The 11,622-nt window shown below is 61.9% G+C and carries 11 protein-coding genes and 4 tRNA genes; 11 read left to right on the top strand and 4 right to left on the bottom strand.

Annotated features, from left to right (window positions below):
* Nucleotides 1–601 precede the first annotated feature (601 nt).
* The 4 genes from Q0K62_RS06175 to Q0K62_RS06160 all read right to left on the bottom strand — a co-directional run bounded on the left by Q0K62_RS06175 (nt 602) and on the right by Q0K62_RS06160 (nt 972).
* A tRNA-Val gene (locus Q0K62_RS06175) sits at nt 602–674 on the bottom strand.
* Nucleotides 675–708: 34 nt separating this feature from the next.
* Nucleotides 709–780, bottom strand: a tRNA-Val gene (locus Q0K62_RS06170).
* A gap of 20 nt (nt 781–800) precedes the next feature.
* Nucleotides 801–871, bottom strand: a tRNA-Cys gene (locus Q0K62_RS06165).
* A 28-nt stretch (nt 872–899) separates the two neighbouring features.
* Nucleotides 900–972 (bottom strand) — tRNA-Gly (locus Q0K62_RS06160).
* Nucleotides 973–1,119: 147 nt separating this feature from the next.
* Between Q0K62_RS06160 and Q0K62_RS06155 the strand changes: the two genes are divergently transcribed.
* From Q0K62_RS06155 to Q0K62_RS06105, 11 genes are all read left to right on the top strand, one after another.
* A complete protein-coding gene (locus Q0K62_RS06155; protein ID WP_297317103.1) occupies nt 1,120–1,977 on the top strand; it encodes a PAC2 family protein in 858 nt (285 codons plus the stop codon).
* A gap of 115 nt (nt 1,978–2,092) precedes the next feature.
* On the top strand, nt 2,093–4,147 hold the full coding sequence (gene thrS, locus Q0K62_RS06150) for a threonine--tRNA ligase (protein ID WP_297317102.1): 2,055 nt from the start codon (nt 2,093–2,095) through the stop codon (nt 4,145–4,147).
* A 14-nt stretch (nt 4,148–4,161) separates the two neighbouring features.
* Entirely contained in the window at nt 4,162–4,836 is a 675-nt protein-coding gene (gene pgsA / locus Q0K62_RS06145; RefSeq protein ID WP_297317101.1) for a phosphatidylinositol phosphate synthase, read from the top strand.
* 6 nt (nt 4,837–4,842) lie between these two features.
* Nucleotides 4,843–5,841: a phosphatidylinositol mannoside acyltransferase gene (locus Q0K62_RS06140; protein WP_297317100.1), complete on the top strand. Its 999-nt coding sequence runs from the start codon at nt 4,843–4,845 to the stop codon at nt 5,839–5,841.
* A gap of 8 nt (nt 5,842–5,849) precedes the next feature.
* The gene (locus Q0K62_RS06135; protein WP_297317099.1) at nt 5,850–7,100 is read left to right on the top strand and encodes a glycosyltransferase family 4 protein; all 1,251 of its coding nucleotides are present in this window, start codon (nt 5,850–5,852) and stop codon (nt 7,098–7,100) included.
* A gap of 115 nt (nt 7,101–7,215) precedes the next feature.
* On the top strand, nt 7,216–7,971 hold the full coding sequence (locus tag Q0K62_RS06130; RefSeq protein WP_297317098.1) for a YebC/PmpR family DNA-binding transcriptional regulator: 756 nt from the start codon (nt 7,216–7,218) through the stop codon (nt 7,969–7,971).
* 4 nt (nt 7,972–7,975) lie between these two features.
* On the top strand, nt 7,976–8,557 hold the full coding sequence (ruvC, locus tag Q0K62_RS06125) for a crossover junction endodeoxyribonuclease RuvC (protein ID WP_297317097.1): 582 nt from the start codon (nt 7,976–7,978) through the stop codon (nt 8,555–8,557).
* Between the two features lie 53 nt (nt 8,558–8,610).
* Complete coding sequence (gene ruvA, locus Q0K62_RS06120) at nt 8,611–9,222, top strand: Holliday junction branch migration protein RuvA (RefSeq protein WP_297317096.1); 612 nt, start codon at nt 8,611–8,613, stop codon at nt 9,220–9,222.
* A gap of 1 nt (nt 9,223) precedes the next feature.
* Nucleotides 9,224–10,285, top strand: a complete 1,062-nt coding sequence (gene ruvB, locus Q0K62_RS06115; protein WP_297317095.1) for a Holliday junction branch migration DNA helicase RuvB — start codon at nt 9,224–9,226, stop codon at nt 10,283–10,285.
* Nucleotides 10,286–10,356: 71 nt separating this feature from the next.
* On the top strand, nt 10,357–10,893 hold the full coding sequence (gene yajC, locus Q0K62_RS06110; RefSeq protein ID WP_297317094.1) for a preprotein translocase subunit YajC: 537 nt from the start codon (nt 10,357–10,359) through the stop codon (nt 10,891–10,893).
* A gap of 132 nt (nt 10,894–11,025) precedes the next feature.
* Nucleotides 11,026–11,610: an adenine phosphoribosyltransferase gene (locus Q0K62_RS06105; RefSeq protein WP_297317093.1), complete on the top strand. Its 585-nt coding sequence runs from the start codon at nt 11,026–11,028 to the stop codon at nt 11,608–11,610.
* Nucleotides 11,611–11,622: the final 12 nt, after the last annotated feature.

Genomic DNA, 11,622 nt, shown 5'->3' with positions numbered 1-11,622 from the left:
GGGGGGGGGTATATTTCTTCACGCTGCCGGAGGGGAATTGAATATCGAACCCCGGAAAAATCCACGATGATGGGAAATCTCTGAGGATCGGACCGCGACCCGACGCTCGGATCGCCGAAGTATGACACACCTTATACGAAAGGTCTCAGTTCAAAGGTTCGGGCCAACCATTGCTCGAACCCGCTGAGCACAGCGGCAGGAGCCATCGAAGTCCGCACAAGAGGACTCCGCTCCATCAGCATGCCACCACCCTTCATCCGTAACGACGGCTCAATACCTCGCCATCTGCACCTACAGGGAACAAATAGCAAATTATCACAAGCCTCGGTCAATCACAAGCTTCGAGCTCAGCGTACGTGTCGAATCGGGTTATTTCAGGAAAAATCGACCAGGTGTGCTTCAGCGGTGCTCATCGATGAACTCAGATCCTGAAGGGCCAATGATAAATCATTATCATGTTGGACCTGGCCCCTGTTTCCTTAGGTACCTATCCTCGACCAGATTCAACGGCAGGCGTTGCAGGGCACATCAAAGACCAACCCACAAAGGAGGGGAACACGAAAAACGGCGAACCAACGGTAGCTCACACATCGGATTGGGGTGGGCGATGCAGGAATCGAACCTGCGACCCCTTCGGTGTGAACGAAGTGCGCTAGCCGCTGCGCCAATCGCCCGGAATCCTGAACGACCGCATAACCGCGATCCTCGTGGGCGATACTGGATTCGAACCAGTGACCCCTTCCGTGTCAGGGAAGTGCGCTACCTCTGCGCCAACCGCCCGGGTCATTCTCTTGCGAGAGAGGTGGGTACGAGAGTCGAACTCGTCTATACGGCTTTGCAGGCCGCTGCCTAACCGCTTGGCTAACCCACCGTATTGGTTAAACTGCTCGAAAACCTCGAGCGGGCAACGGGACTCGGACCCGCGGTCTCGACCTTGGCAAGGTCGCGCTTTACCAACTAAGCTATGCCCGCACTTCAACCAGCCATAGGCATGACTGCCTGAGCACGAGTAACTACTATATCCGTGAATGCGGAATGAGGCAAGAAGAGCGTGTCGCCCACCCTCCGCTGATGGCATACCCCGCGTATCAGCGGCTTCCTACCGGTAATGTGAGAGGTATGAGAGAAGAAGCCAAGCAGCATTGCGTCATGGTGGCGGCCTTTGACGGCTGGAATGATGCCTGCTCAGCCTCGACCAACGTCATCCGCCACCTTCTCGATGTCTATGACTCCCGCGAGGTGGGCAATATCCAGGGCGAGGGGTTCTACGACTACCAGATGTCGCGACCCATGCTCTGTCATGTACAGGGCCGGAGGCGGATCATCTGGCCGTCCACCAAGTTCTACCTGGTCCAGATCGATCAGGACCACACCCTCCTCCTGGAGATGGGCCCCGAGCCGAATTACCGCTGGACCGAATTCTGTCGGCAGAGCATCCACATGGTTGAGGACTACGAGGTGGATTCCATCATCACCCTGGGCTCCATGTTCGCCGACTGCCCCCACACCAGGCCCCTGCCTATCGACGACCTGGCCAGCGACCAGGCCCTGACCGACACGGACGGCCATTCCGGCCCCATCGGCATCCCCACGGTCCTTGATGCCCTGGCCACCCAGGACGGGTATACGACCGAATCCGTCTGGGTGTCCGTGCCCCAGTACCTGGGCAGCGATGAATGCGCCCAGGGCACCCTGCAGCTCCTGGAAAGACTCTCCTCCATGCTGGGCATGGACCTGGAACAGGGGAACCTGCCGCGTAAGGCACTGGAGTGGAAGGCCCAGGCATCCGTCCTCCTCCACTGCAACGACGACCTGGCCAGCTACGTGCACCGTCTGGAGATGGAGACCGACAAACAGTCGGAAGACCAGATGAACGTCCAGCTGGATGATCCGACCGCCCAGGAGCTGGTCAAGGAGGCTGAGGACTTTCTGCGTTCCATGGGCGACAAGGGCCCCGGACGGAGCCCCGAGGACTAGGGTCCGGGCCGGACCATGATTCCCGCCCTTGTCTGACTTACGACATAATCTGTCCTCGATAACCATGTCCAGCCTGCACCCTGTAACGCGGGCTCCGATAGCAAGGACGGCATTCATGACACAGTCGAACATCTCCATAAATTTGAGCGGTGAACACAAGGAGGTGGCAGCGGATCAGACTGGAGTCCAGCTCTTTGCTGATGACAAGGACATCATTGCGGTCAGGATCAACGACCAGCCACGCGACCTCTACACCCCCCTCCACGAGGGTGATTCCGTCGAGCCCATCGCACTGACCAGCGAGGACGGTCTGGCCATCATGCGCCACTCGGCCACCCATGTCATGGCCCAGGCCGTCCAGGAGATCCGCCCGGATGCCAAACTGGGCATCGGCCCGGTCATCAAGGACGGGTTCTACTACGATTTCGACGTCGAGAAGCCCTTCACCCCTGACGATCTCAAGGAGATCGAGAAGCGGATGAAGCAGATCATCAAGTCCTCCCAGCGCTTCCAGAGGCGGGTGGTCAGCGAGGACGAGGCCCGTGCCGAAGAAAAGGACCAACCCTACAAGCAGGAGCTGATCGGGGCCAAGGAGGCCGAAATCAGCGGTGAAGAGGCCACCGAGGTGGCCACCGGCGGCGAGCTGACGATGTACGACAACCTGGACCGGGATGGGAAGACGGTCTGGAGCGACCTCTGCCGTGGGCCCCATCTGCCCAACACCCGTTACATCAAGTGCTTCAAGCTGATGAGGACGGCCGCCGCCTACTGGCGCGGTGACGAGAAGAACCCCATGCTCCAGCGCATCTACGGCACGGCATGGGCCTCCAAAGATGACCTGAAGGCCTACATCTCCCGCCTGGAGGAGGCCGCCAAACGCGACCATCGCAAGTTGGGTGCCGAGATGGACCTCTTCTCCTTCCCGGACGAGATAGGGCCCGGCCTGCCCGTCTTCCATCCCAAGGGAGCCGCGGTCATCAACGCCATGGAGGATTACTCCCGTCAGATGCACCGTCGGAACGGCTACTCCTTCGTCCAGACGCCGCACATCACCAAGGGCCACCTCTACGAGATCTCCGGACACCTCCAGTGGTACAAGGACGGGATGTACCCGCCCATGCATTTGGATGAGGAGCAGAACTCCGACGGCCAGGTGACCAAGCAGGGCTTCGACTACTACCTGAAGCCCATGAACTGCCCCATGCACAACCTGATCTTCAAGTCCAGGCAGCGGTCCTACAAGGAGCTGCCCCTGCGGCTTTTCGAGTTCGGGACGGTATACCGTTACGAGAAGTCCGGCGAGGTCCACGGCCTGACCCGTGTACGCGGTCTGACACAGGACGATTCCCACATCTACTGCACCCGTGACCAGATGAAGGGGGAGCTGACCAGTCTCCTCCAGTTCGTGCTGAAGGTCCTCAAGGACTTCGGACTGAACGACTTCTATCTGGAGCTCTCCACCAAGGACCCCCACAAGTTCGTCGGGTCCGACGAGGTCTGGGAGGAGGCCACCAACACCCTGGCCGAGGTGGCCAAGGACTCCGGTCTGGAACTGGTGGACGACCCCGAGGGAGCGGCCTTCTACGGTCCCAAGATATCGGTCCAGGCCCGCGATGCCATCGGGCGCACCTGGCAGGTCTCGACCATCCAGCTGGACTTCAACCTGCCCGAGCGCTTCCAGCTCGAATATGTGGCCGCCGATGGGTCACACCAGCGCCCGGTCATGATCCACAGGGCCCTCTTCGGCTCCATTGAGCGCTTCTTCGCCATACTCCTGGAGCACTACGCCGGCGCCTTCCCCGCCTGGCTGGCCCCGGTCCAGGTCCAGGCGGTTCCGGTGGCCGATGAGTTCGCCCCCCACCTGGAATCCTTCCTGGAGACCCTCAGGGATGACATGGTTCGTTGCGAGATCGACCGGTCCGATGACAGGTTCGGCAAGAAGATTCGCAATGCGGCCAAGTCCAAGGCCCCCTTCATCCTGATTGCCGGCGAGGAAGACGTTTCCAAGAATGCGGTCTCCTTCCGATTCAGGGATGGCAGTCAGCTCAACGGGGTTCCCGTGGAGTCCGCCAGGGCCTGGATCGCCGAGGCCATCTCGACCAGGGTCCAGATCAACTCGGTTGACGACTTCACCTCGCAGACCTCGGCCACGGCTTCAGAGCAGGCCTGAGGCAGGACGGAACCATGTTCGAACATCTACGTCGCCCCTGGAAACGCATCATCGCACCTATTGCCAGGGGCCTGGTAAGGATCGGGGTCACCGCCAACGGGGTGACCATCATCGGCGCTGCCGGTACCGTCATCGTCGCCATCGCCACCGGCCTGACCGGCTGGCTCCTGCCCGGGGCCATCGTCCTGGCCATCCTGGTGGCCTTCGACTCCCTGGATGGGTCGGTGGCCTCCATGACCGGTGGCGGCACCCAGTTCGGAGCCTTCCTGGACTCCACCCTGGACAGGATCGCCGACTGGGCGGTCCTGACCGGTGTCATCGTCTATCTGCGTCGCCATGAGGTTCTCTGGATGGCTGACGGGTCCCATCAGGGACCTGATATCTGGGCCCAGATCGGCATGGCCGCAGCCCTCTTCGCCATCATGACCTCCTTCGTCACCTCATACGCCCGGGCCAGGGCTGAGGCCGAGGGGTTCGAAGCCAAGAACGGCATCGCCACCAGGTCCGACCGCCTGGTCATCATCCTGGTGGGCATGGCCCTGACAGGTGCCGGTCTCCCCTTGGCGGTCCTCAGCTGCTTCCTGGTGGCCCTCGCCCTTCTGGGCATCGTCACGGTCTGGCAACGCATCAGTCATGTCAGCCAAGATATGAACAGGAACCCGCGGCCGGCCGATCCCAGCCACGAGTGAGGCCCCATGCTGGACCGCCTACTGATTCTGACCGCACGGTATGCCCGGTGGGTGCCTGAAACCCTGCTACGAGGGTTCTTCCTCCTCTCCGCCGACATCTCCTGGCTCCTGCGCATCGGAGGGGTCAAGCAGCTCGAGGCCAATCTGACCCATGTGCTTGGGTCTGCGGGCAGGAAGCGGCTCCGCCATGTGAGCAGACTGGGCATGCGCTCCTATTTCACCTATTTTTCCGAAGCCCTGACCGTCGGCGCCCGCAGCCCCGAACAGCTCCTGGCCAGAATCAGGCCCGCCGGCACCGGTTTCCCGGACCCGGCCAAGGCCATGATCGAATCCCGGTCCGTGCCGATCGGAATGGGGCATCAGGGCAACTGGGATTATGCCGGCTTCTGGGCCGGCAGGGCCGTTGGTCCCGTGACCACGGTGGCTGAACGGCTCAGTGACCGGTCGCTCCTGGAGGCCTTTGCCCAGATTCGTCGTGACCTGGGCATCCGGATCATCCTGACCGGTGAATCGGGAATCATCGAACGGTTGACCGGCATCCTGTCGGATCCGGGACAGGTCGTCCCCCTCCTGGCGGATCGGGACCTGAGCCGGAACGGGGTCTTCGTCAGAGCCTTTGACTCGTGGATCCGGGTGGCTGCCGGACCTGCGGTCATCGCCCTGGATTCCCATCTCCCGCTCTACACGGTCAACATGTACCGGGAGAAGCTGAGTGGTGAACGCAGACGACAGGCCGGTACACCACGCGGATACATCTGCTCGATCGACGGTCCCATAGACACCGAGGCCTTCCAGGATCTTCCCCGGGACCGGGCCGTCCGGGAACTGACCCAGGCCTGGGTCGACCAGTGGGCCCGGGGCATCGGGGAGCACCCGGAGGACTGGCACATGCTCCAGCCGATCTTCATCGAGGATCTGGACCTGTCCAGGATGCACGGGGTACCTGAACACATACGAGTCGAAATCCGGAAACGGCAGGGCAGGGGAGAGGGGGACCGGTCTTGAGGGCAGTCATGGAAGATACGAGTTCAGGTATCACCACCCTCGACCCCCTGGGGGGGAGACATCTCCGGGTCGGCATCATCTCGCCATACTCCTTCGAGACCCCGGGAGGCGTCCAGCTCCACATTCGCGACTTCGCCCAGCAGTTGATGAAGCGCGGACACCAGGTCCAGGTCCTGGCCCCGGGGCGACGAACCAATGACATGCCCCTCTGGGTACAGACCACCGGGTCTTCATTCGCCGTCCCCTACAACGGATCAGTGGCCAACCTGAGCTACTTCGGTTCGGCCGGTCGTGTCACCCGTCAGTGGGTCCGTCAGGGCCGGTTCGACATCCTCCACCTCCATGAGCCCGAGGTACCCAGCCTCAGCCACAAGCCCCTGATCAGGGGGTTCGCCCCCTGCCCGTACGTGGCCACCTTCCATGCCTCCTTCGACACATACCCGCTGGCCATGCGGATCACCCGGCCCTACCTGCGCAGCTACCTTGCCAACATCCGGCAGGCCATCTGCGTCAGCCCGTCCGCCCTGCAGACCGCGGAGCACATACTGACCGACAGGATAGACACCCAGATCATCCCCAATGGCATCGATGCGGGGTTCTTCCGGAAGGCCACTCCCGAACGCGAGTGGGAGGGAAGACCGGGAGCCCCCACCATCGGTTTCCTGGGACGGATGAAGGAGGAGCGCAAAGGATTCCGCATCCTTGCCCAGGCTGCCCCGACCATCCTGGCCGCAATGCCCGGAGTCCGATTCCTCTGCGCAGGAGACGGGGAGAAGGAGGCCAGGAAGATGCTCAGGGACATCGACCCCGACCTGTCCGAGCACTTCCTCTTCCTGGGCAGGATCAGCGATGATGACAAGGCATCCTTCTATCACAGCCTGACCATGTATATAGCCCCGCAGACCGGTGGGGAGAGCTTCGGCATCGTCCTGACCGAGGCCATGGCCGCAGGATGCCCCGTCGTGGCCTCCGACCTCCAGGCCTTCCGGGACGTCTCCCAGGAGGGGACCAGCGCCAGGCTCTTCGCCAAGGGCGACCCCATGGACTGTGCACGGGTCATCCTGGAGCTCCTCGGCCGGTACGACAGCCGCCGGGACCTGGCGGACCGGGGCCGGAGACGGGCCATGGACTACGACTGGAACCATGTGACCGACCGGATCCTCCAGGTATATGCCAAGGCCCTGGAGGAGGGAGTCCCTGGCCGCAGGGGATGGAATCCGCTCAGAAGGGCAACCGTGACGGCCAACCCGGGCCGTTGATCCGGGCATTCCCCAGAGCGAAGCGGGTTGGCACCAGGCCCCTGCGACCCCTATGATTGTCAAAGAGCCAAATTAGAATTCCATTCGTTTATGCATTCGTACCGTCAGGAGTCATATGTCAGGGCATTCGAAGTGGGCCACCACCAAGCACAAGAAGGCAGCCATCGACGCCAAGCGTGGCAAGCTCTTCGCCAAGCTGATCAAGAACATCGAGATCGCCGCCCGGACCGGTGGCGGTGACCCGGACGGCAATCCCACCCTGTACGATGCCATCGTCAAGGCCAAGAAGTCCTCGGTCCCCGCCGATAACATCTCCAGGGCCGTCAAGCGCGGTTCAGGCGAGGAGGCCGGGGCGGCCAACTACGAGACGATCGTCTACGAGGGCTACGCACCGGCCGGTGTGGGCATCATCATCGAGTGCCTGACCGACAACAGGAACCGTGCCGCGGCCGAGGTCCGTTCCACCCTGACCAAGGGTGGCGGCTCCCTGGCCCAGAACGGCTCGGTCAGCTTCAACTTCGAGCGCAAGGGACAGATCGTGGTCCCCGCCGAAGGCACCGACTACGACACGGTATTCGACAAGGCGGCCGAGGCGGGCGCCGAGGATGTCGAGGACAACGGCGAGAGCTTCACCGTCCTGACCGGTCCCAGCGATATGGTCACGGTTCGCAAGGCCCTCCAGGATGCCGGAATCGACTACGACTCCGCCGACCTGGTCCTCAACCCCAAGAGCGAGGTCTCCCTGGACCTGGATTCGGCCCGCAAGGTCTCCAAGCTGATTGACAACCTGGACGATCTGGACGACGTCCAGGAAATCTACAGCAACTGGACCGCACCCGACGACGTCCTGGCCCAGTTGGACGAAGAGTGAATCAATGATCGTTTTCGGCGTCGACCCGGGGCTCACCCGTTGCGGCGTCGGTGTCATCGAAGCCGGCGCATCGCGCCGGCTTTCCTTTATCCATGTCGATGTGATCCGTTCCGACCCGGACCAGTCGCAGGACCTCCGTCTCCTGGCCATCTACCAGGGCTTGAGCGAGAAGATGGACCTGTTCAGTCCGGATGTGGTCTCCATTGAACGTGTCTTTGCCCAGTCCAACAGGAACACGGTCCTGGGCACGGCCCAGGCGGCCGGTCTGGCCATGCTGGTGGCAGCCCAGAGGGGGATACCTGTGGCCCTGCACACGCCGACCGAGGCCAAGATGGCCGTAACAGGAAATGGCCAGGCCGAAAAGATCCAGGTCGAGCGCATGGTGGCCCGGATTCTGGGGTTGGACAGGTTGCCCCAACCCGCCGATGCGGCGGATGCCCTGGCCCAGGCCATCTGCCATGCCCTGCGTCCGGCCGGGGCGCTTCAGGGCGGCGAACGCGAGGAGCACCTGACCCCCGCACAGCGTCAGTGGGCGCAGGCGGCGGCCCACCAAAACAGGCGTGGGGGAGTCCACAGAGACATGTAAGCTGATTCGAACAGACGTTCGAGTACATGGGTCCATTACGTGGAGGTGATCAATTGCTGGCTATGCTGTCAGGACGGGTGGCCGCCATCGAGGCGGGATGTGCCATCATCGATGTGTCGGGGGTGGGTTACGAGGTTCGTATGCCCCAGTCCGATCTGGGGTCCATGAGGTCCGAAACCACGGTCACGGTATTCACCTCCCTGAATGTCTCCCAGGATTCGGTCACCCTCTACGGATTCCTCTCCCGCACCTCCAAGAGTCTCTTCGCCCAACTGCAGAAAGTGAGCGGGGTAGGCCCCCGTGTGGCCCTCTCCATCCTCTCGACCCTGACCCCCGACCAACTCGCCCAGGCCGTTGCCGACGGTGATTCCACGGCCCTGTCACGGTCTCCAGGCCTGGGCAAAAAGGGCGCCCAGAAAATCATCCTGGAACTCTCCGGCAAACTGGACCTGAATAACCCGGATGGTTCCCAGCAGAGGCCGAACCGGGATTCCGGCAGCCACCAGGTGGTCGAAGGGCTCATCTCCCTGGGATGGCAGCAGCATGATGCCGAGCAGGCGGTCGACCAGGTCAGCCAGGAAGGTGACTTCCCGATGCCCCTGGGCAGGCAGGACGTACCCAAGGTCCTCAAACAGGCCCTGGCCCTCCTTGATAGGGGACGCTGACATGGCAGGTTCCCTGAATGAAGCCGCCAATCTGGATGCCAATGAGGAATCACTGCGCATGGTCTCGGCCAAACCCATCGAGGGTGAGCCAGTCAGCGACGAGGAACTTCGTCCGGAAACACTGGCCGGGTTCATCGGCCAGCCCAGGCTCAAGGCCCAACTCAGGCTCTTCCTGGAAGCAGCCAAAAAGCGCGGTGTTGCACCCGACCACATCCTCCTGGCAGGCCCCCCCGGCCTGGGCAAGACCACCCTGGCCATGATCGTGGCCCACGAACTTGAGGTCCCCATCCGGATCACCTCCGGGCCTGCTGTCCAGCATGCAGGTGATCTGGCCTCCATCCTCAGCTCCCTGGAAGCAGGTGAGGTCCTCTTCATCGACGAGATCCACCGCCTGCCCAGGGCTGCCGAGGAACTGCTCTATATAGCCATGGAGGACTTCCGTGTCGATGTCATGGTGGGCAAGGGCCCAGGAGCATCATCGATTCCTCTGACCCTGCCCAGGTTCACGGTCATCGGGGCCACCACCAGGGAGGGGATGCTCCCATCCCCGCTCCGAGCCCGGTTCGGATTCACGGCCCACCTGGATTTCTACCCGCACGAGGAGCTCGAAAAGCTGATTGAGCGATCGGCCAAGGTCCTTGGTCTCTCCCTGGACGAAGACGCCGCCCACCAGCTTTCCCTGAGATCCAGGGGCACACCCAGAATAGCCAACCGGCTTCTGAGGAGGGTGCGCGATTGGGCCATCGTCCATGATCTGGCGGCAGTGGGCCCCGACGACGTCAAGGATGCCCTCTCCCTCTACCAGATCGATTCCGAAGGACTCGACCGCCTGGACCTGGCCGTGCTCAACGCCATCGTCAACAGTTTCGACGGGGGGCCTGTCGGCCTGAACAACCTGTCCGCCATGGTCGGGGAGGAATCAGAAACCGTGGAGACCGTGTGCGAACCCTACCTGGTCCGTGAAGGCTTCCTGGTACGCACCCCCAAGGGGCGTGTGGCAACCGCCAAGGCCTGGGAACATCTGGGCAAAAAACCGGCCAAGGATGTCATGAAGCTGTTTTAGACTGAATACTTCGGACAGCTTGCATGGCCGACTGAACGTTCCGGCCACAATTTGAGGAGTCGACAGGAATTATGGAATCCATGCTTTTTATGATCGTCATCATCGCCCTGATGATTGTGATGATGTGGTTCAGCAGCCGCAGGAACAGGCAACAGCAAACAGCCGTTCAGGACTTCCGCGCCTCCCTGAAGCCTGGGGATGAAGTGGCCACAAGCACGGGACTTCTGGGCAAGATCGTTTCCGTCGACCAGGAAAAGGAACAGGTGGTCCTCGACTCCGAGGGTTCCCTCTCACGCTGGCGCATCCAGGCCATCACCAAGCCACCGATCGTCCCCGCCTACGTCCATGACGACGAGGTGGATGAAAACGGCAACCCCCTGCCCGAAATCGAAGAGGGCGAGGATAATGCGGACAAGGACGAGAACCCCGATGGGGCGGCCGCCGACTCGACCAGGCAGTCAACTGATGAGACCGCATCCGTCAAGGGTGGCCAGGTCGATGACGAAGCCCCGAAGGATGAGTCAGCAAAAGATGACGCTTCCGGCTCCGAAGACGACTCCCACACGGCCGATGAGAATGAGGACAAGTCCGCAGCTTCGCGTCAGTAGGTCCTGGCTGAGCCTGTCCGGTCGGCAAGGGACCTGTTTCGAGACCTATAGTTGCGGAACCCTCCTTGTGATATTGAACAGGTATGATTACAGAGTCTTATCAGATCCAAGGAGCGAGACAGAAAGAAGACCATGGCTCATTCGGACGATATCAGAATCGGACAGCTCGAGGGCGTGAGCGAGGACGACGCCAAGTATCTCATCTCCTTGATTCGTACCATACCCGACTTCCCCAAGCAGGGTATCCTCTTCCGGGACTTCATCCCGGCCCTGGCCGATGCTCGTGGCCTGGCCATCCTGCTTGAGGCCATGGAAAGGAATCTCCCCATGCCGTCCGACCGGTTCGACCTGATTGCCGGCCTCGAGGCTCGCGGTTTCCTGATCGGCCCACAGCTCGCCGCCAAAGAGGGCAAGGGATTCCTGGCCCTGCGCAAGGAGGGGAAGCTGCCCCCCGAGACCCTGTCCCAGGAGTATTCCCTGGAATACGGCAATGCCAAGATAGAGGTTGAGAAGTCCTGTATCAAGCCCGGCCAGCGTGTTCTGGTGGTTGATGACCTGATTGCCACCGGTGGTTCCGCCCAGGCCGCAGCCCGCCTCATCGAGCAGGCCGGGGGCCAGGTGGCCGGATTCAGCTTTGTCATGGAGCTCAATGGCCTGCACGGCCGTGAGGCCCTGGACGCATATCCGGTAACCAGCCTGCTCAACATGCCGGCCTGACTACAGAGGGGA

Source organism: uncultured Bifidobacterium sp. (genome assembly GCF_945269915.1).
In the GTDB taxonomy this organism is placed as follows: Bacteria; Actinomycetota; Actinomycetes; order Actinomycetales; family Bifidobacteriaceae; genus Bombiscardovia; species Bombiscardovia indica.
This window is presented reverse-complemented; position numbering and strand designations above follow the sequence as displayed.

Bases quoted from the DNA above. Each gene is read 5' to 3' on its own strand.
- Q0K62_RS06140 (WP_297317100.1), top strand. From the start codon at position 4,843: ATGCTGGACCGCCTACTGATTCTGACCGCACGGTATGCCCGGTGGGTG.
- Q0K62_RS06155 (WP_297317103.1), top strand. From the start codon at position 1,120: ATGAGAGAAGAAGCCAAGCAGCATTGCGTCATGGTGGCGGCCTTTGAC.
- ruvB (WP_297317095.1), top strand. From the start codon at position 9,224: ATGGCAGGTTCCCTGAATGAAGCCGCCAATCTGGATGCCAATGAGGAA.
- ruvC (WP_297317097.1), top strand. From the start codon at position 7,976: ATGATCGTTTTCGGCGTCGACCCGGGGCTCACCCGTTGCGGCGTCGGT.
- Q0K62_RS06135 (WP_297317099.1), top strand. From the start codon at position 5,850: ATGGAAGATACGAGTTCAGGTATCACCACCCTCGACCCCCTGGGGGGG.
- Q0K62_RS06130 (WP_297317098.1), top strand. From the start codon at position 7,216: ATGTCAGGGCATTCGAAGTGGGCCACCACCAAGCACAAGAAGGCAGCC.
- yajC (WP_297317094.1), top strand. From the start codon at position 10,357: ATGGAATCCATGCTTTTTATGATCGTCATCATCGCCCTGATGATTGTG.
- Q0K62_RS06105 (WP_297317093.1), top strand. From the start codon at position 11,026: ATGGCTCATTCGGACGATATCAGAATCGGACAGCTCGAGGGCGTGAGC.
- pgsA (WP_297317101.1), top strand. From the start codon at position 4,162: ATGTTCGAACATCTACGTCGCCCCTGGAAACGCATCATCGCACCTATT.
- thrS (WP_297317102.1), top strand. From the start codon at position 2,093: ATGACACAGTCGAACATCTCCATAAATTTGAGCGGTGAACACAAGGAG.